The sequence below is a fragment of the Mycobacterium sp. E787 genome (genome assembly GCF_001668725.1).
Lineage (GTDB): Bacteria > Actinomycetota > Actinomycetes > Mycobacteriales > Mycobacteriaceae > Mycobacterium.
The window spans coordinates 139157-161279 of the sequence record NZ_LZKL01000127.1 but is presented as its reverse complement, the minus strand read 5'-3'; the positions used below and the strand labels follow the sequence as shown (position 1 = coordinate 161279).

Sequence of the window (22123 nt, the reverse complement as noted above, 5' to 3'; positions counted from 1 at the left end):
GACCGGTTTCGGGTCAGAGCAGGCTCGCGAGATCGGCGGCGATCGACCGTGTCGCGCCCAACAGCACCAGGCCCTCGCCCGCGCCGATGATCAGGCTCAAGGCGGTGTCCGCGGCGATGGGTCCGACGAGCGCATTGGCAAGTCCGGTTACGACTTGTCCGTTGAGGGCTTGCGAGATCCCGTCCGAGATCAGCGTGAGGTCGTAAGCCGGGAGGGCGGTGAAGAGCGCGGTCACGTTGTCGGCCGTCGGAAGCAGCGTCGCGTACGCCGTCGAGAACGCGTCCGCCAGGGTGTTGATGACGTTCGAGGCCGTCGTTTGCGGGGCGGTCAGCGCTACCAACGGGTTGTACGTCTGCAGGCTGGGAATGCTCGCCAGGTTCCAAAGGTCCGACGGGCTCGACGGCGACGGGAATCCTTGGGCCGCTTGCGCGCTCAGGTCATTGGCGGCGGCGAGGATCCCCTGCTGGGTTCCGGAGATCAGATCGCCGCCCAGGGCAGTGGTCGCCCCGAGCGGTGGGAACAACCCGAACGGCGTGGGCACGTCGGCCGGCCCGGTCGGATAGCCGTAGGCCGGGTTGCCGTAGCCCCAGTTGACGAGATACGTCAGGTCCGGTTGCAGCAGGTCCGCGAGCGGGTTGCCGATGACCGGGATTGCGCGCACCGGATCGAGCAGTGGCAGATTCGGGACGGTGATCATTTCGTACTTGGTGACGCCGGAGTAGCCGGGCGACGTCGGCAACGTCAGAAGCTGGTAGCCGGGCGGGAGGGCCTGCGGATTGATCAGGTAGTAGTCGGGGTGCACGTAATAGATGCCCGCAAGCGCGTTCAGGTCGGACAGGACGTTGAGCGGATACTTCGGGAAATCGGCGAAACCGTCGTATTCCAGCGTGTAGTTGACGGTCGGGTAGATCGTGTTCGGAGGGGTCGCGCCGTAGTAGGTGACCCCCAGGCTCGGGCTGGTGAAACCCGGAAAGCGCGTGAAGAGGCCGCCGTTGGGGGTCATGGGATTTCCCAGCAGGACGAAGCCGAGTTGGCTTGCCGTCGGGGCCGCGGCGCCCATGGCCGCGAGCTTTTCCATTTCCAGCGAGGCGACGACGCAGCTCTGCGAAAAGCCGGTGAACACAACGTTGTTCGGCGAGCCTGGATACAGCAGCGGATGCAGCCCCGGGCCCGTCGCCACCAGCGTGTTGTTCAGGATCGTGACACCCTGGGAGACCGAGGTGTCGAAGGTCAAACCCTTGATGCCGTTGTTCACCGGGTATATCGGATATGCCCCGTTCGGCTCGTACATGACCTGGGCGTTGCCGAGGGTGAAGCTCGGGAAGTTGGGCGTGACGTAGTTGTTGACCAGGTTCGTTATGTACGTTGCGCCGGGTATCGGATTGCCGCTGCCGCCCGCGACCAAGGTGATGTCCGGGTCATTCGCAACGGCGTTGACGATCGCAGCGACGGGGCCGGCACCGCCCGTCAGCGCGTTCGCCGCCGCGGCCTCCGCTTGGGTGTAGGAACCCTCGGCGGCGGCCAGTGCCTGAGCGAACGCCGCGTGGAACGCCCCGGCCTGTGTGACCATCGCCTGATACTCGAGGCCGAATCTGTTGAACAGCGTGCCGACGGCCAGCGACACCTCGTCACCGGCCGCCGCGGCCACGCCGGTTATCCGGCCGGCCGCAGTCGCCCTGGCTTGGTTGATCACCGAACCCGTCTTTGCGACGTCCGCGGCGGCCGCCGCCATCGTCTCGCGCTGCGCAAGCAGGTACGTCATCGGCTCATCCCTTCTCCACCAGCGTCCTGCCGTGCCCGACCGACGACGGACGCAAATGATTTGAGACCGAACCACTGCGAAGGTCAGTTAGGCAGCGTAGAGCGGCACGATCCGATTGTCTGGCTTTTGACCGCTTTGCGTCCGCCCGACGGGTCGGGCCGCCGCGCAGGATAATCCCCCGCGCCGGCCAGCACGCCCGTCGTCGCGCCCGCGGGGTTCACGGGCTCGGCCGCCCTGTTCTCCTGGGGGCTGAGCCAGTTGGTGTTCCCCGGGCTGAAACCGCCTCCGCCGCAGCGGTATCCGCTGTCAGAGGGCGCGGTCGCGTTGCGCGAGCCTGGCCGACGGCGGCGTGCTCGGCAACGTGGTGCTAAAGCCCTAGCGGGCAGCCCGGCAGACGTCGATCACTGGGGCCCGGGGTTCGGGGTTCCGGTCAAGATGGTGTCGAGCGAGTTCTCGATGGCGAGGAACTCGAAACCACCCGCGAGCGTGGTCAGGCCGACGTCGGCCGCGATCGGCTGGCCGAACGCATTGGTGAGGCCGCCGATGGGATCGCCGTTGACGGCTTGAATGATGCCGTTCAGGAACAGGTTGACGTCGTAGGACGGCAGGGTGACCACGACCGCGGTTGCAATGTCGGCCGTCGGCAGCAGGGCGGAATAGGCGGTCGAGAAGTCGCCCGTCAGTGTGCCGACGATGTTGGTGTTCGCCGACTGGATGCCCTGGAGGACGCCGGTGATCGTCGTGGGGATCGACGCCGAGGGTGGCAGGGTCAGGGCGCCGACGCCCGACGTGGCGGCCCCGGGAAGCGAGCCCGCCAGGTGCGACATGTCGTTGACGAAGGCGTTGACTCCCTGTGCGGTGGCGCCGGGCAGGAGCGCCCCCAGTTCCGTCGTTGCGCTGAGCGGCGGCAGGAACCCGAACGGGGTCTGGACATCGGCCGGGCCGGTTGACCAACCGAAGTTGGGGTCGCCGTAGCCCCAGTTGACGATGAGCTTCAGGTCCGGCTGGATCAGGTCGGCGAGCGGGTTTCCGATCACCGGCAGCGCCCGCAGCGGCGTCAACAGCGGCAGGTTGTCGGTAGGGATCATGTTGTAGGTCGTCATCGACGGATTCCCGGACTGCCCCAGCGCGATGGCCGACGCGAGTTGTGCGTTCGTCAGGTGCGGATAGGTGCCGTGGATGAACACGATGCCGGCCAGCGCGTTGAGGTCGGAGAAGACGTCGATCGGATATTGCGGAAAGTCGGCGAAGCCGTCGTATTCGAGCGACCAGATGGTGGTCGGGAAGTCGTTGCTGGGTGTCGAGGTGCCGAACGTGACGCCCAGGCTCGGGAAGCTGAGGCCGGGGAACCGGGAAAGCAGCCCGCCGTTCGGATTCGCCGGGTCACCGAGCAGGGTGAAGTACGCCTGGATCGGGTTTCCGGCCGTTCCATTCGTGAACCCCTCGGCGAGCAGTTTCGGCATCTCCAGCGAGGCGATGATCGAGCTCTGCGAGTAGCCCAGGATGGAGACGGAGCCGCTGCCGCCGTGCAGGAACGGGGTGATTTGCAGGTTGATCGCGTTGTCGAGCGCGGTGACGCCGCGGGCCAGGGAGATGTCCAGCGTCAGGTCTTTGGTGCCGGTGTACGGATACAACCCCTCGGCCGTGGTCACGGGGATCGGGGGGAGAGCGCTCGTGAATTGCGTCAGGTAGCGGCTGGTGACGTTGGCGATGTAGCTCGATGGGGGATTGGCGGTGCCGCTGCCGGTCATGATCAAGATGGCTTTGACGGTCGGGTCCGCCGCGGTGGTCACCGCCGAAAACGCCGGGCCGGCTCCACCGGTGAGACCCAGCGTGCCGGCGATCTGGGCTTCGGCTTGCGCGTAGGCGCCCCCGGCGGCGGCCAGCGCCGCCACGAACTGCTCGTGGAATGCGGAGGCCTGGCGGAGCAGCGCCTGGTACTCCTGGCCGTAGGTGCCGAAGAGTTGCGCGGTGACGGCGGACACCTCGTCTTGGGCCGCCGCCACCACGCTCGTCGTGGGACCCGCGGCGGCCGCCTTCGCCTCGTTGAGCGCCGATCCGATCGCCGATGCATCCGCTGCGGCCGTCGCCACGATCTGGGGCTGCGTGAACAGGTTCGTCATCGGCTTTTCCCTTCCGGACACGGAGGAACTCGTGTTGGCCTCGACGACGCTGCCGACCCGATGACCAGGCGCATCGCTGAAACCGGCACAGCTAGCTTAGGAGTGATCGGGCGTTCTTGGTGGCGTTTTGCGCCCTTGTCTTTGGCAACGGCTTTGGCCGCGTTAGGGAATGAGGCTCTGGATGTCCTTGACGTTGCTCGAGAGCGCCGAGGCGATGGTCAGGAACTCGACCCCGCCCGCGACCGTTCCCAATCCGACATCGGCGGCGATCGGATACCCGATCGCGTTGATGAGGTTGCCCTGCCCGAGTTGGCTCAGGAAAAGCTCGGAGTCGTAGAAGGGCACCGTGGTGGCGAGGGTGTAACCGATGTCAGCGGTGGGCAGCGCGACGGCGTAGTCGGTCGAGACGATCGTGTTGACGGTGTTGAAGACCTGTTGCGGCGACGGGAAGCTGGCCGGCGTCGTCGGGCCCGGCGCGATCGGCAAGGAGAACTGCGGTACGACCGCGGTGGGCTGCGAGGCGATCTGCTGCAGGTCGAGCGAGAAGTCGTGGACTCCCTGCTGGGTGCCGGCGGCCAGCGCATTGAACACGGTGCCCGGATTGGCATTCGGGAACAAACCGAACGGCGTCGGCACGTCCGCGTAACTCGTCGAGTACCCGAGGGTGGGGTCGGGACCATAGCCCAGGTTGACCAATACCTTCATGTCCGGTTGGAGCAGGTCGACCAGGGGCTTGCCGATGACCGGGATCGCATCCAGAGGCTTCAGCAGCGGCAGGTCGGCCGTGGGAATCATGTAGTACGTGGTGTTGCCGGTGTAACCAGGCGACGTCGGCAATTGAATGGCGTTGTTGACCTGGGTGGGCGTCAGATCCAGATAGGTGGTGTGCACGAAGACGATGCCCGCGACCGCGTTGAGGTCGGAAAGGACGTTGATCGGGTATCGCGGGAAGTCGGCGAATCCGTCGTATTCCAGCGTGTAGTTGGCCACCTGGTAGGGCGTGTTGGCGTTCATCGCGGGATAGAAATCCAGCCCCAGGGCGGGCAGCGACAGGTTCGGGAACCGCGACAGCAGGCCGCCGTTGGGGTTCACCTCGTTGCCGGTCAGCACGAAGTTGAGCTGGCTTACGCTGGGCGGGTTCGCGCCGAAGAGGGACGTGCCGTTGGCCAGGTTCTGCATCTCCAGCGACGAGATGATGGCGCTCTGCGAAATGCCGAAGACGGTCACCGTTTGGCCCTGGCCATGGATCGTGTTGTACAGCGTGTTGTCCAGAATGGTCACGCCCTCGGCCACCGACTGGTTGAGGGTGAGGCTTTTGACACCGGTCAGCGGGTACAACTCCTCCGGCGTGTACAGCTCCGCCAGGGTGTTCATCGAACGGACGTAGAGGTTGTTGGCCCGGGTTGCGAATGAGCTCGACGGTATGGGAACCCCTGTGCCACCGATGAAGTACGACAACTGGTTGGCGGTAAACGGGGGAATCGTGGCCGCCGGCAATGCCGGGGCGGGCGCACCGGGTGCTCCCAGCCCTAAGGTGGTGGCGATGCCGGCCTCGGTGTCTGCATAGGCGATTCCGGCGGACGCGAGCGCCTGCCGAAACTGGTTGTGAAACGCGGCGAACCGCGTGACGACGGCCTGATACTCCTTGCCGACCGCGCCGAACACCTCGGCGATGGCCGCAGACACCTCATCGCCGGCCGCCGCCGCCAGCCCCGAGGTCGGGGCTGCCGCTGCGGCGTTGGCGGCACTGAATGCCGAACCAATCCCGTCGAGCTCGGCCGCGACAGACGCCAGCGCCTGCGGCTCAGCGATCAGATACGTCACGGGCCCGATCCTTTCCCGACCAAAAGACGCGAACCCCGTCAGCGTAGGGTGACGCCGCCATCCTGTCCGGCGTTTGCGTCAAAGCGTTGGGCCCGGCTGTGGGCGCGATTGAGTGCGAAGGGATTTCGGGAGCCGGCGGTTCAGCCGAGCAGCGCGGTGCGCAACCGGTCGACGTCGGCATCGGTGATACCGGCGTCGTTCAGATACGCGCCCAGCGAACCGAATTCGTCGTCGATCGTTTGACGGGCGGCGGCGAGGTAGTCCGCTCGGACGCCGAGGACCCCGTCGGACAGCCGCGCCTCGGTGAAGGTCACCACTTCCGGGGTCAGCTCGGTGTCGCCGCGCTGCTGGATCATTTCGTAGATATGCGCCCGAAGCTCGGGTACGGCCTCGTTGCTGCGCAAGAAGTCCGCGACGATCGCGTCGCGATCGACGCCGACGGCCTCGAGCACCGTCGCGATGACGAAGCCGGTGCGGTCCTTGCCCGCGAAGCAGTGCGTGAGCACCGGGCGCCCGGCGGCCAGCAGCGTGACGACACGGCGCAGCGCGCGCTGCGCCCCGTTGCGCGTCGGGAATTGCCGGTACTCGTCGGTCATGAAGCGCACGGCGGTCTCGTTGACCGACTCGTCCGACCCGTCGGATTCGCCCCGCAACAGCCGCTGGAACGCCTCTTCGTGCGGGGCGGCGGCGTCGGCTTCCTGGTCGGACAGGTCTGGTACCGGCAGCAGGTGGATCTCGACGCCATCGGGCACCAACCCCGGACCGCGCCGGGCAACCTCGCGGGACGCGCGCAGGTCGGCGACGTCGGTGATGCCCAACCGGCGCAGCGTGGCCCGTCCGTCGTCGTCGAGGCGGCTCAGCTCGCCGGACCGGAACAACCGACCGGGGCGCAGCGCGGCCACGCCGTCGGCGACGTCGCGAAAGTTCCACGCGCCGGACAGTTCCCGGACCGCCGCCTCAGCCACGCGCGGTGACCGCCGCGGCGAGCGCGGATTGCTCCCGGCCGATCTCGGCACGCGCGATGGTCCGCATGTGCACCTCGTCCGGCCCGTCGAAGATCCGCATGGCCCGATGCCAGCCGTACATCCGCCCCAGCACCGTGTCGTCGCTGACACCGGCGGCCCCGTGCACCTGGATCGCGCGGTCGATCACGTCGCAGGCGACCGTCGGGGCCACCGCCTTGATCTGCGAGACCAGCAGATGAGCGGCCTTGTTGCCGTGCTGGTCGATCGTCCACGCCGCCTTCTCACACAACAGCCGGGCCTGGTCGATCTCGTTGCGGGACTTGGCAATTGCCTCCCGTACCACGCCCTGTTCGGCCAACGGGCGGCCGAAGGCCACCCGGGTCTTCGCCCGGTCCACCATGAGGGCCAAAGCACGTTCGGCGCCGCCGAGCGCGCGCATGCAGTGGTGGATGCGGCCCGGACCCAGCCGGGCCTGGGCGATGGCGAAGCCGCCGCCCTCCTCGCCGAGCAGGTTGGTGACCGGCACCCGGACGTTGTCGTAGATGATCTCGCAGTGACCGGGCTGGTCCTGGTAGCCGAAGACGGTTGTGGAGCGGACGACGGTCACGCCCGGCGTCTCGATCGGCACCAGGACCATCGACTGCTGCTGGTGGCTGGCCGCCTCGGGGTTGGTGCGGCCCATCACGATCAGGATCTTGCAGCGCGGGTCCGACGCCCCGGACGTCCACCACTTGCGGCCGTTGATGACGTAGTCGGCGCCGTCGCGCTCGATGGAGGTCTCGATGTTGCGGGCGTCGCTGCTGGCGACCGCCGGCTCGGTCATCGAGAAGGCGCTGCGAATCTCTCCGGCCAGCAGCGGCTCCAGCCACCGCTTGCGTTGCTCCTCGGTGGCGAACAGGTGCAGGGTCTCCATGTTGCCGGTGTCCGGCGCCGCGCAGTTGATCGCCTCCGGGGCGAGTTCGAGGCTCCAGCCGGTCAGCTCGGCCAGCGGGGCGTAGTCCAGGTTGGTCAGGCCCGACTCGGCGGGCAGGAACAGGTTCCACAGTCCCTGCTGCTTGGCCTTCGTCTTCAATTCCTCGATGACGGGCGGAACGGTGTGGTCGTCCGGGCCGGCCTCGTGACGGTATTTGTCGTATTCGGCCTCGGCCGGAAAGACGTTCTCGATCATGAAGTCGGACAGTCGCTTGTGGTAGTCGCTGGCTTTGGCCGACATCGCGAAGTCCATGACCGCCACGATAGGACACGTGCGGTAACAGGGCGCGTCAGGTCGCCAGCGCGCGAGATATAGACGGTTGCGAGCGGCGCAGGCGTGTCGTCGCAGACGTTTATGTGTCGCGATTCCCGTCGAGCACGATGTACCTCATGACCGAATCCCGCCCCCCGTTTCCTCCCTTCACCTACGAAACCGCGATGCAGAAGGTGCAGGCGGCCGAGGATGCCTGGAACACCCGCGATCCCGAACGGGTCAGCCTGGCCTACACGCCGGACTCGCAGTGGCGCAATCGAAGCGAGCATGTCGTGGGCCGCAAGGAGATCGTTGCGTTTCTGACCCGCAAATGGGAGCGCGAGCTCGACTATGCGCTGCGCAAGAGCTTGTGGGACTTCCACGACAACCGCATCGCCGTGCGGTTCCAGTACGAGTGCCACGATCGCACGGGCCAGTGGTACCGCAGCTACGGAAACGAGCTGTGGGAATTCGCCCCGTCGGGGTTGATGGCGCGGCGCGAGGCGAGCATCAACGACGTGCCGATCGACGAATCGGAGCGCCGGTACTTCGGCCCTCGTCAGGAGTCGGAACACGGTCAAGAGATTCCGCTCTGGTAGCGGCGGTTAGGGTGTCTGCGGCAAGCCAAAGACATAAGGGAAGTGGATGTAGGCGCCATGACAGATGCGCAGGCCAACACGTTCAAGGTGGGGGTGGTCGCCGAGTCCGGGACCGACGAGCGGCGCGTCGCTTTGGTCCCCAAGGCGGTCGCGTCGCTGGTCGGTAGCGGTGTGGCGGTGGTGGTCGAGGCGGGCGCGGGCGAAGGCGCGCTGCTTCCCGACGAGCTCTACACCGAGGCCGGGGCCGGCATCGGCGACGCCTGGGCCGCCGATGTCGTCGTCAAGGTCGCCCCGCCGACCGCGGCCGAGGTCGGCAGGCTGCGCAGCGGTCAGACGCTGATCGGCTTCCTGGCCCCGCGCAATCCCGACAACCTGATCGGCGCGCTCACCGACGCCGGTGTGCAGGCGTTCGCTCTGGAGGCCATCCCGCGGATCTCGCGGGCCCAGGTGATGGATGCGCTGTCGTCGCAGGCCAACGTGGCCGGCTACAAGGCGGTGCTGCTCGCGGCCTCGGAGTCGACGCGGTTTTTCCCGATGCTGACGACGGCCGCGGGTACCGTGAAGCCGGCCTCGGTCCTGGTACTCGGTGTCGGGGTCGCCGGGCTGCAGGCGCTTGCCACGGCCAAGCGGCTGGGGGCGCGGACCTCCGGCTACGACGTGCGTCCCGAGGTGGCCGACCAGGTGCGGTCGGTGGGCGCGCAGTGGCTCGACGTCGGCATCTCAAAAATCACAGCGGCCGGCGAGGGCGGCTACGCCCGCGAGCTCACGGACGAGGAGCGCGCCCAGCAGCAGAAGGCGCTGGAGGAGGCGATCGCCGGCTTCGACGTGGTGATCACCACGGCGCTGGTGCCGGGCAAGCCCGCGCCGCGCCTGGTGACCGCCGCGGCCGTGGAAGCGATGAAGCCGGGCAGCGTGGTGGTGGACCTGGCCGGGGAGACCGGCGGCAACTGCGAGCTGACGGAGCCCGGGCGGACCGTGGTCAAGCACGACGTCACCATCGCCGCGCCGCTGAACCTGCCGGCGACGATGCCCGAGCACGCCAGCGAGCTCTACAGCAAGAACATCACCGCGCTGCTGGAGCTGTTGATCAAGGACGGCAAGCTGGCGCCCGACTTCGGCGACGAGGTGGTCGCGGCGGCCTGTGTGACCCGCCCGCGCGGAGAGGACTCCTAGAGATGTATGACGAGCTGTTGGCCAACCTGGCGATCCTGGTGCTATCCGGATTCGTCGGGTTCGCCGTGATTTCCAAGGTGCCCAACACCCTGCATACGCCGCTGATGTCGGGGACCAACGCCATCCACGGCATCGTGGTGCTGGGCGCGCTCGTGGTGTTCGGAACCGTGGAGCACCCGTCGCTGGCGGTACAGATCATCCTGTTCGTCGCCGTGGTGTTCGGCACGCTGAACGTGATCGGCGGTTTCATCGTGACCGACCGGATGCTGGGCATGTTCAAGGGCAAGAAGAAAGTCAAGCCCGTGCAGACCGAGGATCTGGCGGCGAAATGAACTACCTCGTCACCGTTCTCTACATCGTCGCGTTCTCGCTCTTCATCTACGGCTTGATGGGCCTGACCGGCCCGAAGACCGCGGTGCGGGGCAACCTGATCGCCGCGGTGGGCATGGCCATCGCGGTCGGCGCGACACTGATCAAGATCCGGCACACCGACCAATGGGTGCTCATCATCGCCGGCCTGGTCGTGGGCGTCGTGCTCGGGGTTCCCCCGGCGCGGTTGACCAAGATGACCGCCATGCCGCAGCTGGTGGCCTTCTTCAACGGCGTCGGCGGCGGCACGGTCGCGCTGATAGCGCTCGCGGAATTCATTGAGACCAAAGGTTTCTCGGCGTTCCAGCATGGCGAGTCACCCACCGTGCACATCGTGGTGGCGTCGTTGTTCGCCGCGATCATCGGGTCGATCTCGTTCTGGGGGTCGATCATCGCGTTCGGGAAGCTGCAGGAGATCATCTCGGGATCACCGATCGGCTTCGGGAAGGCCCAGCAACCGATCAACCTGCTGCTGCTGGCCGCGGCGGTGGGCGCCGCGGTGGTCATCGGCCTGCACGCGCATCCCGGCAGCGGCGGGGTGTCGCTGTGGTGGATGATCGGCCTGCTGGCCGCCGCGGGCGTGCTGGGCCTGATGGTGGTGCTGCCCATCGGCGGCGCCGACATGCCGGTGGTCATCTCGCTGCTCAACGCGATGACCGGGCTGTCGGCCGCCGCGGCCGGCCTGGCGCTGAACAACACCGCGATGATCGTGGCGGGCATGATCGTCGGCGCGTCCGGTTCGATCCTGACGAACCTGATGGCCAAGGCGATGAACCGCTCGATTCCCGCGATCGTCGCGGGCGGTTTCGGCGGCGGCGGCGTGGCGCCCAGCGGTGACGGCGGCGGCGACAAGCACGTCAAGTCGACCTCGGCCGCCGACGCCGCGATCCAGATGGCCTACGCCAACCAGGTCATCGTGGTGCCCGGTTATGGCCTGGCCGTCGCGCAGGCCCAGCATGCGGTCAAGGACATGGCGTCGCTGCTGGAGGACAAGGGCGTGCCGGTGAAGTACGCGATCCACCCGGTCGCCGGCCGCATGCCCGGACACATGAACGTGTTGCTCGCGGAGGCCGAGGTCGACTACGACGCGATGAAGGACATGGACGACATCAACGACGAGTTCGCCCGCACCGATGTCGCGATCGTCATCGGCGCGAACGACGTCACCAACCCGGCGGCCCGCAACGAGCAGTCCAGCCCGATCTACGGAATGCCGATCCTCAACGTGGACAAGGCGAAGTCGGTGATCGTGCTGAAGCGGTCGATGAACTCCGGTTTCGCGGGCATCGACAACCCGCTGTTCTACGCGGAGGGGACGACGATGCTGTTCGGGGACGCGAAGAAATCGGTGACCGAGGTCGCCGAGGAGCTGAAGGCGCTGTAGCGGTCTAGACGGGCGGGTAGGCCGGCGGCGGGTAACCGTTGCCGTCGACGACGCCGCGCAGACCCCATGGCACGTATTTGAAGAAGAACTCGATCTCGTCGCTCATGTCATAGTCCGGACTCGGATCCATGTCCCCACCTCTCGACTCGCGACCAGTTCGACACACCATCGTAGTCGCCGAGCCGTCGGTGCGACAGCGGCGATGCCCTTAAACTGTCCAACCAGTTGATTGGTACTTTGCCTTATCCGGGCCCGTCCGCGGCCCGCCGACTGTGACGATAGAGAGTACGAATGGCGTCCGACAACGGGATGACCCGCCGCGAAGAGTTGCTGGCCGTTGCCACCAAGCTGTTCGCCGCGCGCGGCTATCACGGCACCCGGATGGACGACGTCGCCGACGTGATCGGCCTGAACAAGGCGACCGTCTACCACTACTACGCGAGCAAGTCGCTGATCCTGTTCGACATCTACCGCCAGGCCGCCGAGGGCACCCTGGCCGCCGTGCACGACGATCCGTCATGGACGGCCCGCGAGGCGCTCTACCAATACACCGTCCGCCTGCTCACCGGGATCGCGGCCAATCCCGAGCGGGCCGCCGTCTACTTCCAGGAGCAGCCCTACATCACCGAATGGTTCACCAGCGAGCAGGTCGCCGAGGTCCGTGAGAAGGAGGCCCAGGTCTACGAGCATGTGCACGGGCTCATCGACCGCGGCATCGCCAGCGGCGAGTTCTTCGAATGCGATTCGCACGTGGTGGCCCTGGGCTACATCGGGATGACGCTGGGCAGCTACCGCTGGCTGCGGCCGAGCGGCCGGCGCACAGCCAAGGAGATCGCCGCCGAGTTCAGCACCGCGCTGCTGCGGGGACTGATCCGCGACGAGTCGGTCCGCAACAGCTGTCCGCTCGGCCCCTGACGGAGCGGCGGGAGAATCAGCCGAAGTTCGGTGGCGGAATGATGTGCAGCACGCTGCCCGTGGCGCCGCTCAGGATCGACAGCAGCGTCGTGCTCGACTGGCCGAAGGAGACATTCAGGCCGGGGTCGATGGACGGGACCCACGGATAGGTGTTCGGGAACAGCGAGGGCGACAGCAGCCCCGCCTCCACACCGATTTCGACCGCGGCGCCGTAGGGGCCCTGCACGGCGCCCAGGGCCAGGTCCGGGATGACCGTGAACGGATTCGGAAGATCGAACAACCCGGCCGGGGTCGGAACGTTCGCGTAGTTGGCGCCGGTGCCGTAGTCCGCATAGCCCAGGTCGACGAGCACCCGCAGATCGGGCTGGAAGATGTCGGCGATCGGCGGACCGGCGTAGGGGATCGCGCGGATCGGCTCCAGCAGCGGCAGGTTCTGCGTCATCAGCATGTAGTAGTCGGTGTTGCCGCCGTTCGTCGGCAAGGGAACGGCGGTGCCCACCTGGGTGGCCGTCAAGAGGGGATATTGGCCGTGGACGAAGAAATAGCCCATGAACGCGTTGAGGTCAGAGACGAGATTCAGCGGGTATTGCGGGGCGTCGGCGATGCCGTCGTATTGGTAGGTGTAAACGGTGGTGTGCCACGGGGATTGCGGCGTCGCGCCGTTGAACGCCACATCCAGGAACGGAATGTAGAAACCGGGGAAGCGCTCGAGGATGCCGCCGACGGGGTTGTTGGGATCGCCGATCAGCACGAAAGACAACTGGTTGGCAGGGATGGGTGAGCCGGCCGCCAGCAGCGCATTGATCTCGTTGGTGGCGATCGTGGCGCTTTGGGAGTAGCCGAAAACCACGGCGCTGTTGCCTTGCGTGATGACGCCGGTGGGTCCCAGGAGTGCGTTGTTCAGCAACGTGACGCCCTTGGCGACGGACTGGCCGAACGTCATGCTGCCGAGTTGTGGGGTCACCGGCCAGAACTGCTCGGGCGTGAACAGGCCCTGCGGGATGGCCGAGGAGAAAAGGGGATTCGGCTTGATGTACGCGTTGAAGACGCTGGTTACATATTTGGGGTCGGGCATCGGGTTGTTGGTGCCGCCCATGATCAACGCGTACATCGGGTCCCCGGCGGCCAACTGCACGGCCAGTGGGTTGCCGCCCGTCGGCGCGCCGCCCGCGATCGGCGTCTGCGCGAGCAGCGCGGCGCCGGTGGCCTCGGCTTGCGCGTAGGTGCTCGCCGCGGCGGCCAGCGCCCGGGTGAATTCGGTGTGGAAAATTCCGGCCTGGGACAGGGCGGCCTGGTATTGCCGGCCGTACGTGGCGAACAGGGTCGCGATGGCCGTCGACACTTCGTCTTCCGCCGCCGCCAGCAAGCCCGTTGTCCGGGCCGCCGCGCCGGCGCGGGCATCGGTGATGGCCGACTCGATGCTTTGCACGTCGGCGGCCGTGGCGGCCAGCGTTTCCGGGGTGCTGATCAGATCCGACATCTCCCCGCCCTTCCCCACAGACTGGGACCCCGCCCGGCCGAACGGGCTTACCCGCGACCGTGGGTATTAGGTACTGACAGAGACTAAGACCGTGCCCTCGGGAAATCTGGCGTTTCGCGCAAGTTTGCCCGCGCTACACGTTGGCGTGCTTCAGATGCCTGCCGAGAAAGGCGAGTTGGTCCTCCACCACGCGCTCGAACGCGTCGTCGACATAGATGTCGAAATGCCCCTCGGGATACATCCTGACCTCACCTCGGGGAGCCTTGGCCGCGTAGCGCAGCGTGGGGACCGCGGGAGCCACCGAGTCGGCCTCGCACACGCAGAACAGGATCGGGCAGGGCACCTTTGCGGCGCAGCGCCCGGGACGGTAGCTGAGGATCCTCAACGCGAACCGGGCGGCGACCTCGTTCGGCACGTGCTGGCCCTCGGGGACCAGCCGCATGTACCCGGGATACGCGTCGGGGGCGTTCATCAAGGCGACCTCGCCCGGCTTGCCCGCCGCGGCGACCATCACCGGTGGCCGGCCAAGCCCGGCCGCGACGAGGTCGCGAACGGCCAGCACACCGATGCGTGCGAAGATCAGCGGGTTCAGCGTGCGCGCCGAGGCGACGCCGTCGGTGAACGGGCACTGGGCCACGGCGGCCTTGATGCCCGGCAGCCGGGCGGCCATGGCGATCACGTGTCCGCCGCCAAACGATGTGCCCCACAAGCCGATTCGCTGGTTATCGATGCCTTCGAGGGTGCGGCCGTAAGCGACCGCGGCCGCCCAGTCCGCGAGCTGCATCTTGATGTCGAGCAGTTGGCGCGGCCGGCCTCCGCTGTCGCCGAAGTTGCGGTAGTCGAACACCAGGCAGGCGTAGCCGGCCCCGCTGAATCGTTCGGCATAGGCGTCCAGTCGCATGGTGCGCACGGCCCCCAGGCCGTGCGCCATCACCAGCAGCGGCGCGGGATCACCGCTCGCGGGCCGGTAGAGCCACGCGCTGATCGCCTCGTCGCCGGATGCGAATTGGACGTCCTCACGTTGTGTCACAGCGATTCAATTCTGCCGGGTCGGGGCTCGAGTTGGGTGCCGTGGGTGCCTGAGAAATAGTGGACTACTGTCTAGAAACGTTTCGGGCGATCGAGGGACGGAGACTCGCATGGCTATCCGCGTCGCGCACGTCGGTACCGGAAACGTCGGGGGGCTGGCCCTGGCCGAACTGATCACCAACCCGCAGTTCGAATTGACGGGCGTGTGCGTGTCCACGCCGGAAAAGGTGGGCAAGGACGCCGGGGAACTGTGCGGCGTCGGCCTGGGCGCCGGCACCGCGACGGGCGTGGCGGCCGTCGGGGACCTGGACGCCATTTTGGCCACCCGGCCCGACTGCGTCGTCTACTGCGCGATGGGCGATACCCGCCTGCGCGACGCGATGGCCGACGTCATGCGCATCCTGGCCGCCGGGGGCAACGTCGTCGGGTCGTCGCCGGGGCTGCTGCAGTACCCGTGGGGCGTGATGCCCGAAAAGTACATCGCTCGCGTGGAAGACGTTGCGCGGCAAGGGAATTCGAGCGTCTTCATCACCGGCGTGGACCCCGGGTTCATCAACGACCTCATCCCGTTCGCGCTGGCGGGCACCTGCCAGAGCATCGAGCAGGTGCGCTGCATGGAGATCGCCGACTACGCCACCTACGACGGCGCCGAGGTCATGCATTACATGGGGTTCGGCAGGCCGCTCGACGAGGTGCCGATGCTGCTGCAGCCCGGGGTGCTGAGCATCGCCTGGGGGACGGCGATCCGTCAGCTGGCCGCCGGCCTCGGCATCGAGATCGACGAGATCACCGACTCGTGCCAGCGCGAGCCGGCGCCCGAGGACTTCGAGATCGCGGTCGGACCCGTGGCCAAGGGAACCATGGCCGCGCTGCAGTTCGAGATCTGCGGCATGTCCAAGGGGCGCCCGGCCATCGTCGTCGAGCACATCACCCGGTTGCGCCCCGACTTGCGTCCCGACTGGCCCCAGCCCGCTTCCGGCGGCGGCTCGTACCGCGTCGAAATCACCGGCGAGCCGTCTTACGGGGTCGACATCGTGCCGAGCAGCCGCAAGGGCGACCACAACCACGCCGCGATCGTCGGCGCGGCCGGGCGCATCGTCAACGCCATCCCGTCGGTAATCGCGGCCCCGCCCGGCATCCGCACCACGCTCGACCTTCCGCTGGTCACCGGCAAAGGTCTGTACGCACCGAACAACCTGGTAGTCAGGTAACCGAAAGGAGCCCGAGTGGGACGAGTAGACGGCAAAGTTGCGCTGATCAGCGGTGGCGCCCGCGGGATGGGCGCCTCGCACGCCCGGATGCTCGTGGAAGAGGGCGCCAAGGTGGTGATCGGCGACATCCTCGATGACGAGGGCAAGGCGCTGGCCGACGAGCTCGGCGACGCCGCGCGCTACGTCCACCTCGACGTCACCCAGCCCGACCAGTGGGATGCCGCGGTCGCGACGGCGACCGGCGAATTCGGCAGGCTCAACGTGTTGGTCAACAACGCCGGCATCGTGGCGCTGGGGCAGCTGAGAAATTTCGATCTGGGCAAGTGGCAGAAGGTGATTGACGTCAATCTGACCGGCACCTTCCTGGGCATGCGGGTGGCCGTCGACCCGATGACCGAGGCGGGCGGCGGGTCGATCATCAACGTGTCGTCGATCGAGGGGCTGCGGGGCGCGCCCGCGGTGCACCCGTACGTCGCGTCGAAGTGGGCGGTGCGCGGCCTGGCCAAGTCGGCGGCGCTGGAACTCGCGCCGCTCAACATCAGGGTCAACTCGATCCACCCCGGCTTCATCCGCACCCCGATGACCGCGAAGCTGCCCGAGGACATGGTCACGGTTCCCTTGGGGCGCCCGGGCGAGGCGCGGGAAGTGTCGACGTTCGTGCTGTTCCTCGCCAGCGACGAGTCGTCCTACACGACCGGCAGCGAATTCGTCATGGACGGCGGGCTGGTCACAGACGTGCCGCACAAGGAGTTCTGAAGCGAAGCCGTCGGCCTTAACCGGGGCGTCGCGGGGGCTTCGGCCACGGTTTCGGTGGCGGCCGCCGATTATTCAACTGGTGTCGTTTAAGCGGCGCGACGCCGGGAATTCATGCAGGCAAGGACGTGTGTGGCGATCTCGGGCCGGGAGAAGGGGACTGCTCATGTCAGGGTCACAGCCCGGCGGTCAACGGCCGCACCGGGTGGTTATGCGGGGGGTGGCCGGCAACCCGGCCGAGGACGAAGACGCCGGCTGGGTGTCGAGGGCCTTGTGCCGCCACGCCGATCCCGACCGGCTCTTCGTCACCGGTGCCGCCCAACGCAAGGCCGCGGTGGTCTGCCGTCATTGCCCGGTCATGCGGGAGTGCGCCGCGGAAGCGTTGGACAACCGCGTGGAATTCGGTGTGTGGGGCGGCATGACGGAGCGCCAGCGGCGAGCCCTGCTCCAGCGGCACCCCGAGGTGGTGTCGTGGTCAAACTTCCTCAGCGAGCGGACAAACCGCAGCGTCGGCTGAATCGCGCAGCGGGGGCTTTGGTCGGGGACCATCCGGCGGTGCTATAACCGCGAGCATGCCAGGCAGGCTCGTGGAGCTGAAAAGGATCGTCGGTTCCCAACACGTCGTCACCGATACCGACGTGCTGGCCGGCCGCAGCGTGGACTACACCGGCCGCTACCGCGGGCAGGCGAGCGCGCTGGTGCGACCCGGGTCCGCCGAGCAGGTCGCCGACGTGTTGCGGGTATGCCGCGACGCCGGGTCGCACGTGACGGTGCAGGGCGGTCGCACCTCGCTGGTGGCCGGCACCGTCCCCGAGCACGACGACGTCCTGCTGTCCACCGAACGGCTCAACGCCGTCGGCGACGTCGATATCGTCGAGCGCCGCGTTTCGGCCGGTGCCGGCGCCACCCTGGCCGCCGTTCAGAGTGCCGCTGCCGCAGCGGGTTTGGTGTTCGGCGTCGACCTGGCCGCCCGGGACACCGCGACCGTCGGCGGCATGGCCGCCACCAATGCCGGCGGCCTGCGCACCGTTCGCTACGGCAACATGGGCGAGCAGGTCGTGGGCTTGCAGGTGGCGCTGCCGGACGGTTCGCTGATGCGACGCCACAGCCTGGTACGCCGCGACAACACCGGGTATGACCTGCCGGCGCTGTTCGTGGGCGCCGAGGGCACGCTCGGCGTGATCACCGCGCTGGACCTGCGCTTGCATCCCACACCGTCGCACCGGGCGACGGCGGTCTGCGGGTTCGCCGACCTCGAGGCGCTGGTGGCGGCCGGGCGCACCTTTCGGGACGCCGACGGGATCGCGGCGCTGGAGCTGATCGACGGCCGGGCCGCGGTCCTGACTGCCGAGCATCTCGGGGTCGGCGCGCCGGTCGCCGGCGACTGGCTGCTGCTCGTGGAACTGGCCGGCGACCACGACCAGACCGATCGGCTCGCCGACCTCCTGGACGGTGTGCGGTTGTGCGCCGAACCGGCGGTCGGCGTGGATGTCGCTGCGCAGCAACGGTTGTGGCGCGTGCGGGAAGCGCTCGCCGACGTGCTGGGCGTGTATGGGCCGCCGCTGAAGTTCGACGTGTCGCTGCCCCTGTCGGCGATCGACGGGTTCGCCCGCGGGGCCGTCGCCTTGATCGGTGCTCGGGTGCCCGAGGCGGTGCCGGTGTTGTTCGGTCACATCGGTGAGGGCAATCTGCACCTCAACGTGCTGCGTTGCCCGGTCGAGCAGGAGCCGGCGCTGTACGAGCCGATGATGGACCTCATCGCGCGGTGTGGGGGCAACGTCAGCTCCGAGCACGGCGTCGGCAGCCGCAAGCGCCCCTACCTGGGCATGTCGCGGGAGGCCGCCGACATCGCCGCGATGCGGGCGGTCAAAAGCGCCCTGGACCCGACCGGCTACCTCAACGCCGCGGTGCTGTTCGACTGAACCTTCCTGCCGCGAGGGTGCGCAGTTGTACGCGCAATACGGCGTGTTGCCGTACAAACACGCTCACCCGCAAGCGGGCGGTGCCCCCACCTCGCGGGGATCAGGAGGTGCCCTTGATCCCGACGGCGTGGCGCAGTTGCTCCAGGAACTGATCGGCATCGTCGCTGCGGACGATGTAGTGCGAGATCGCGATCCTGATGACCGTCGCGGCCTTCACCGCCGCGTTGGGTCCGGAAAGGTGCCGTTGCAACCCGTCGCGCATCTCGGGGATGACGCGACCGAACTGGGCGATCGTGTGCTCGGGTTCGACGTCGACCATGCGCACGCCCGAGTACGAATGCTGGAACTCGACGATGAACCGCAGCACGGCGTCGAGCTTGTCGACCCCCTTCAATCCGGCCGTGGCCCTGACCAGGCCGCTCTCGAAGGCCTGCCGCTCGTATTGCGAAAACGCCGACAGCAGTTCCTCTTTGGAGGCGAACCAGCGGTAGAGCGTGGGGCGCGACACCCCCGCCTGGGCGGCCACCTCCGACAGGCTGAGCTTGGTCTTGCCGTTGCGGCCGAGCACCTCGGCGGTGGCGTCGAGGATGCGTTGCCGCGTCGAGGTGTCGAACTCTGCCGCTTGGGCCGGTTGGCTCATAAGAGAAACTTTACGAAGTATCGACAAGGTGTCACGGTTTTTTCGTTTCCCGGCCGGGACGCGCCCGCACCAGCACACACTGCTGGATGGCGCCGACCGCGCCCCCCTCGTCGAACAGCGTGCCGACCGTCGTCCCCACTCCGTCCGGCCCGTAGCTGGTCTCCGCGCGAATGCCGATCCAGTCGCCGTCGGGGATCCGGAACACGTGCACGGCGAGGTCGGTGTTGAGGAACGTCCACTTGGTGATGTCCAGCTTGCTGCCGATGCCGTTGGCGCAGTCGGCCACCGCGAACAGCCGCTCCAGCGGCGTCATGGCCTCGCCCTTGACGAGGTCGACCGTCGGATTGATCCAGGATTCGCCCGGACCCGCGCTGAGCGGCTCGGTCAGCCAGAGCCACTCGAGGCTGTGCACGTAGTTGCGGTCCCAGTCCAGCGCCTTGAGGTTGCGGTTGCGGGCCTCGGCCCGCGGCCGCGGCGGCTCGGCCGCGGCGTGAGCAATTGCCCGCGTGTCCTGCCGCTGCAACCGCCAGCCGCTGGCGCGAGCCACCGGCCGCGGCTCGCCGTCGGGACCCACGGCGAGCATCTCGGCGCTGACCAACTCGATCTGCTTGCCGCCGCGCTGCACCTGGGAGCTCACCCACAGGTCGCCCTCGGCCGGCACCCCGCCCAGCAGGTCGATGACGACGCGGGACAGCCGGGTGTCGTCGCGCCGGGCGCAGCGCTCCAGCGCCCGGACCAGCAGCGCCGATACCGGTCCGCCGTGCTGGATCGCGGCCGACCAGGTGCCGCGCGCGAGGTCGGTGGCCCGGAACTTCTCACCCAACGGGTCGGCGCCGTCGATCAGCTCGTAATAGGAATCCGTCACTCGTCCACCTCCCGGGGTGTCAGGGTAGGCCAGCGCCGGGGGTGTCCACCGTCACGGCGTCCAGCCGCGACAGCTTGGTGCCGATCAGGCGCGCGGGATAGGCGTCGGTGCTGGAGAGCAGGAACAGCGTGCGGCGCGAGGGGCCGCCGAACGCGCACGCGATGGCCACCCGCTCGCCCATGTCGATCCGATCGGTCACCACGCCGCCTTCGGTGATCCGCTCGAACTGGTGGGCCAGCGTCATCGACGCCCACACCCCGCCCTCGGCGTCGAGCGCGATGCCGTCCGGTGGCCCGTCGAGGCCGTCGGCGAAGACCCGACGCGCACCGAGCCCACCGTCGTCGTCGATGGTGAACGCGGACAGCCGGCGGGCCGTCGATTCGGCGACGATCAACGTCCTTCGGTCGGGGGTGATCACCATGCCGTTGGGAAAATCCAGGTCCTCGGCGACAACAGCGGCGGTGTCGTCGGCATCGAGGCGGATGATCGCGCCACCGGAGAACGCCTGGCATCCGATGTAGGCCCGCCCGGCGTCGTCAACGACCATGTCACCCAGATTGGCCGGCGTCAGGTAGGCGAGATCGGCGATGGTCACGACCGTTTCGCCGTCGTAGCGCAGCACCTGGCGGTCTTCGGTCGAGGCGATCAGCAGTGACCCGTCGGGGCGGAACCCCAGGCCGGACGGGGAGCGCCCGGGCAGCGGCAACGTGGTCAGCGAGCCGCGCATGTCCGCGGTGTGGACGGCCTCGCCGAGCATGTCGGAGAACCACAGCAGTCCCTCGAACCACCGCGGGCCTTCACCGAAGCAGAAGCCGTTGGCCAGGGGCTCGGGGATCATCCGGCCGGGCCTTTACAAAACATCGGGAAAGTGTCATGCAGGACGTGTGCCGGTGTCAATCTCGCCCGGTTTGTTAGCCAAGCTTTACAAATCCTACTCAAAGTGTCACGCTGAGCCGTGAGCTGCCTGCGCGAGAGATGGAGCGGACTTGACTAAAGCTTCCGAGGAATCCGAGCAGACCGAGTGGACGGTGCAGGGCCTGCTGGATCTCTTCGACGTGCAGGCCGAGGGCCAGGATCGGTTCACCGCCGACACCGGGATCGCCGTCGGCGACGAACGGCAGGTGGTGGAGGGTACCCAGGTGCTCGCCCAGGCGATTGTCGCGGTGGCCAAACGATTCCCGGACAAGTCCGTGCGCTCGGCGCATGCGGTGTTCTCCCGTGCGGTCACCGTCGGGCCGCCGATCGAATTGGTGCTCGACGTGGTGTCCGAGGGCCGGTCCACCGCGACCGCGGTGGTCGCCGTGCATCAGAACGGTCGGCGCTGCCTGAGCATCACCGTGCTGGCCGACGTCCCGACCGACGACGTCATTCGCCACCATCTGCCGCGGCCCGACGTGGCCGGGCCCGCCGAAGCCCACCCCTCGCCGATGCCGATGGTCGGACGCGAGCTGCGTCTCGTCGACGTCGTCGATGTGAACAGCCCCGACGAGGTCGGGCCGCCGGAGCTCTACGCCTGGCTGCGTTACGAGCCGATCCCCACCCGGGATGACCTGGCCAAGGCGCTGCTGGCGTACTTCACCGGCCACCTGGGCATTTCCACCACCATGCGCGCGCACCCGGGCATTGGCACCGCCCAGGCGCACCTGACCGTGTCCACCGCGCCGATGAGCATCTCCGTCGCGTTCCACGAGCCGGTGCGGTGGCAGGGTTGGCTGCTCTACACCCACGAGAGCACCCAGGTCGGCGCGGGAATGTCGTACGTGCGCGGCACCGTGCACTCCGAGGAGGGCGAGCTGCTGTGCTCGTTTGCCCAGGAGGCGCTGATCCGTCCGTTGCGCACCAGCGACACGGCCATCGATTCCCGCGCGCGGTTCTAGCGTCTGG

General features: G+C 67.7%; 21 protein-coding genes and 1 pseudogene. 11 read left to right on the top strand and 11 right to left on the bottom strand.

The genetic code is table 11. The annotated features are described in order from the left end of the window. Positions 1-13: 13 nt before the first annotated feature. The gene (locus tag A5705_RS25625) at positions 14-1762 is read right to left on the bottom strand and encodes a PE-PPE domain-containing protein (protein WP_068280850.1); all 1749 of its coding nucleotides are present in this window, start codon (positions 1760-1762) and stop codon (positions 14-16) included. 222 nt (positions 1763-1984) lie between these two features. On the opposite strand from A5705_RS25625, the pseudogene A5705_RS28005 reads away from it, so the two are divergent. Then, positions 1985-2141 (top strand): annotated as a pseudogene (locus A5705_RS28005) (NADPH:quinone oxidoreductase family protein); the annotation flags it as partial. A gap of 22 nt (positions 2142-2163) precedes the next feature. Here A5705_RS28005 and A5705_RS25620 read toward each other — a convergent pair. The 4 genes from A5705_RS25620 to A5705_RS25605 all read right to left on the bottom strand — a co-directional run bounded on the left by A5705_RS25620 (position 2164) and on the right by A5705_RS25605 (position 7887). Next, positions 2164-3885: a PE-PPE domain-containing protein gene (locus A5705_RS25620; protein WP_067883933.1), complete on the bottom strand. Its 1722-nt coding sequence runs from the start codon at positions 3883-3885 to the stop codon at positions 2164-2166. Between the two features lie 162 nt (positions 3886-4047). Continuing rightward, positions 4048-5709: a PE-PPE domain-containing protein gene (locus A5705_RS25615; protein WP_068280848.1), complete on the bottom strand. Its 1662-nt coding sequence runs from the start codon at positions 5707-5709 to the stop codon at positions 4048-4050. A 140-nt stretch (positions 5710-5849) separates the two neighbouring features. Then, positions 5850-6674: a tyrosine-protein phosphatase gene (locus tag A5705_RS25610; protein WP_068281059.1), complete on the bottom strand. Its 825-nt coding sequence runs from the start codon at positions 6672-6674 to the stop codon at positions 5850-5852. Next, the gene (locus A5705_RS25605) at positions 6667-7887 is read right to left on the bottom strand and encodes an acyl-CoA dehydrogenase family protein (protein WP_068281058.1); all 1221 of its coding nucleotides are present in this window, start codon (positions 7885-7887) and stop codon (positions 6667-6669) included. The genes A5705_RS25610 and A5705_RS25605 overlap by 8 nt, the downstream gene beginning before the upstream one ends. 149 nt (positions 7888-8036) lie before the next feature. Between A5705_RS25605 and A5705_RS25600 the strand changes: the two genes are divergently transcribed. The 4 genes from A5705_RS25600 to A5705_RS25585 are packed head-to-tail and all read left to right on the top strand — an operon-like array spanning position 8037 to position 11424. After that, positions 8037-8498 carry a nuclear transport factor 2 family protein gene (locus A5705_RS25600; RefSeq protein WP_068281057.1) on the top strand — a complete coding sequence of 154 codons (462 nt, stop codon included), beginning with the start codon at positions 8037-8039 and terminating at the stop codon, positions 8496-8498. Between the two features lie 57 nt (positions 8499-8555). Then, positions 8556-9671, top strand: coding sequence for a Re/Si-specific NAD(P)(+) transhydrogenase subunit alpha (locus tag A5705_RS25595; protein WP_067883929.1), 1116 nt, complete (start codon positions 8556-8558; stop codon positions 9669-9671). Between the two features lie 2 nt (positions 9672-9673). Next, complete coding sequence (locus A5705_RS25590; RefSeq protein ID WP_067883927.1) at positions 9674-10003, top strand: NAD(P) transhydrogenase subunit alpha; 330 nt, start codon at positions 9674-9676, stop codon at positions 10001-10003. Beyond that, positions 10000-11424 carry an NAD(P)(+) transhydrogenase (Re/Si-specific) subunit beta gene (locus A5705_RS25585; protein ID WP_067883925.1) on the top strand — a complete coding sequence of 475 codons (1425 nt, stop codon included), beginning with the start codon at positions 10000-10002 and terminating at the stop codon, positions 11422-11424. The genes A5705_RS25590 and A5705_RS25585 overlap by 4 nt, the downstream gene beginning before the upstream one ends. A gap of 4 nt (positions 11425-11428) precedes the next feature. Here the strand turns inward: A5705_RS25585 and A5705_RS28000 are convergent, their stop codons facing one another. After that, positions 11429-11554, bottom strand: a complete 126-nt coding sequence (locus tag A5705_RS28000) for a hypothetical protein (protein WP_108637325.1) — start codon at positions 11552-11554, stop codon at positions 11429-11431. Positions 11555-11715: 161 nt separating this feature from the next. Between A5705_RS28000 and A5705_RS25580 the strand changes: the two genes are divergently transcribed. Continuing rightward, a complete protein-coding gene (locus tag A5705_RS25580) occupies positions 11716-12339 on the top strand; it encodes a TetR/AcrR family transcriptional regulator (protein ID WP_067883923.1) in 624 nt (207 codons plus the stop codon). Positions 12340-12355: 16 nt separating this feature from the next. Here the strand turns inward: A5705_RS25580 and A5705_RS25575 are convergent, their stop codons facing one another. Together A5705_RS25575 and A5705_RS25570 are read right to left on the bottom strand one after the other, a co-directional pair. Then, complete coding sequence (locus A5705_RS25575; protein ID WP_068281055.1) at positions 12356-13819, bottom strand: PE-PPE domain-containing protein; 1464 nt, start codon at positions 13817-13819, stop codon at positions 12356-12358. 133 nt (positions 13820-13952) lie between these two features. Next, positions 13953-14849, bottom strand: coding sequence for an alpha/beta hydrolase (locus tag A5705_RS25570; protein ID WP_067883922.1), 897 nt, complete (start codon positions 14847-14849; stop codon positions 13953-13955). Between the two features lie 109 nt (positions 14850-14958). On the opposite strand from A5705_RS25570, the gene A5705_RS25565 reads away from it, so the two are divergent. The 4 genes from A5705_RS25565 (at position 14959) to A5705_RS25550 (ending at position 18734) form a co-directional block, all read left to right on the top strand. Continuing rightward, positions 14959-16059 (top strand): diacylglycerol kinase, encoded by a 1101-nt coding sequence (locus A5705_RS25565; RefSeq protein WP_067883920.1) that lies wholly within the window; start codon positions 14959-14961, stop codon positions 16057-16059. A 15-nt stretch (positions 16060-16074) separates the two neighbouring features. Continuing rightward, complete coding sequence (locus A5705_RS25560) at positions 16075-16815, top strand: glucose 1-dehydrogenase (protein ID WP_067883918.1); 741 nt, start codon at positions 16075-16077, stop codon at positions 16813-16815. 163 nt (positions 16816-16978) lie between these two features. Beyond that, the gene (locus A5705_RS25555) at positions 16979-17329 is read left to right on the top strand and encodes a WhiB family transcriptional regulator (protein WP_067883917.1); all 351 of its coding nucleotides are present in this window, start codon (positions 16979-16981) and stop codon (positions 17327-17329) included. A gap of 55 nt (positions 17330-17384) precedes the next feature. Beyond that, complete coding sequence (locus A5705_RS25550; protein ID WP_067883915.1) at positions 17385-18734, top strand: FAD-binding oxidoreductase; 1350 nt, start codon at positions 17385-17387, stop codon at positions 18732-18734. A 100-nt stretch (positions 18735-18834) separates the two neighbouring features. On the opposite strand, the gene A5705_RS25545 is transcribed toward A5705_RS25550, so the two are convergent. From A5705_RS25545 to A5705_RS25535, 3 genes are read right to left on the bottom strand one after another with little or no spacing between them, the layout of a single operon-like run. Continuing rightward, positions 18835-19374 (bottom strand): TetR/AcrR family transcriptional regulator, encoded by a 540-nt coding sequence (locus A5705_RS25545; RefSeq protein WP_067883913.1) that lies wholly within the window; start codon positions 19372-19374, stop codon positions 18835-18837. Between the two features lie 31 nt (positions 19375-19405). Continuing rightward, positions 19406-20239 (bottom strand): thioesterase family protein, encoded by an 834-nt coding sequence (locus A5705_RS25540; protein WP_068280845.1) that lies wholly within the window; start codon positions 20237-20239, stop codon positions 19406-19408. A 19-nt stretch (positions 20240-20258) separates the two neighbouring features. Continuing rightward, a complete protein-coding gene (locus A5705_RS25535) occupies positions 20259-21077 on the bottom strand; it encodes an SMP-30/gluconolactonase/LRE family protein (RefSeq protein WP_067883909.1) in 819 nt (272 codons plus the stop codon). A 148-nt stretch (positions 21078-21225) separates the two neighbouring features. On the opposite strand from A5705_RS25535, the gene A5705_RS25530 reads away from it, so the two are divergent. Beyond that, positions 21226-22116, top strand: a complete 891-nt coding sequence (locus tag A5705_RS25530; RefSeq protein ID WP_068280843.1) for an acyl-CoA thioesterase II — start codon at positions 21226-21228, stop codon at positions 22114-22116. Positions 22117-22123 lie beyond the last annotated feature (7 nt).

Coding starts and splice junctions, on each gene's coding strand:
- A5705_RS25605 (WP_068281058.1), bottom strand. CDS start 7,887: ATGTCGGCCAAAGCCAGCGACTACCACAAGCGACTGTCCGACTTCATG.
- A5705_RS25565 (WP_067883920.1), top strand. CDS start 14,959: ATGGCTATCCGCGTCGCGCACGTCGGTACCGGAAACGTCGGGGGGCTG.
- A5705_RS25535 (WP_067883909.1), bottom strand. CDS start 21,077: ATGATCCCCGAGCCCCTGGCCAACGGCTTCTGCTTCGGTGAAGGCCCG.
- A5705_RS25545 (WP_067883913.1), bottom strand. CDS start 19,374: ATGAGCCAACCGGCCCAAGCGGCAGAGTTCGACACCTCGACGCGGCAA.
- A5705_RS25555 (WP_067883917.1), top strand. CDS start 16,979: ATGTCAGGGTCACAGCCCGGCGGTCAACGGCCGCACCGGGTGGTTATG.
- A5705_RS28000 (WP_108637325.1), bottom strand. CDS start 11,554: ATGGATCCGAGTCCGGACTATGACATGAGCGACGAGATCGAGTTCTTC.
- A5705_RS25590 (WP_067883927.1), top strand. CDS start 9,674: ATGTATGACGAGCTGTTGGCCAACCTGGCGATCCTGGTGCTATCCGGA.
- A5705_RS25620 (WP_067883933.1), bottom strand. CDS start 3,885: ATGACGAACCTGTTCACGCAGCCCCAGATCGTGGCGACGGCCGCAGCG.
- A5705_RS25550 (WP_067883915.1), top strand. CDS start 17,385: ATGCCAGGCAGGCTCGTGGAGCTGAAAAGGATCGTCGGTTCCCAACAC.
- A5705_RS25585 (WP_067883925.1), top strand. CDS start 10,000: ATGAACTACCTCGTCACCGTTCTCTACATCGTCGCGTTCTCGCTCTTC.
- A5705_RS25575 (WP_068281055.1), bottom strand. CDS start 13,819: ATGTCGGATCTGATCAGCACCCCGGAAACGCTGGCCGCCACGGCCGCC.
- A5705_RS25595 (WP_067883929.1), top strand. CDS start 8,556: ATGACAGATGCGCAGGCCAACACGTTCAAGGTGGGGGTGGTCGCCGAG.
- A5705_RS25600 (WP_068281057.1), top strand. CDS start 8,037: ATGACCGAATCCCGCCCCCCGTTTCCTCCCTTCACCTACGAAACCGCG.
- A5705_RS25580 (WP_067883923.1), top strand. CDS start 11,716: ATGGCGTCCGACAACGGGATGACCCGCCGCGAAGAGTTGCTGGCCGTT.
- A5705_RS25625 (WP_068280850.1), bottom strand. CDS start 1,762: ATGACGTACCTGCTTGCGCAGCGCGAGACGATGGCGGCGGCCGCCGCG.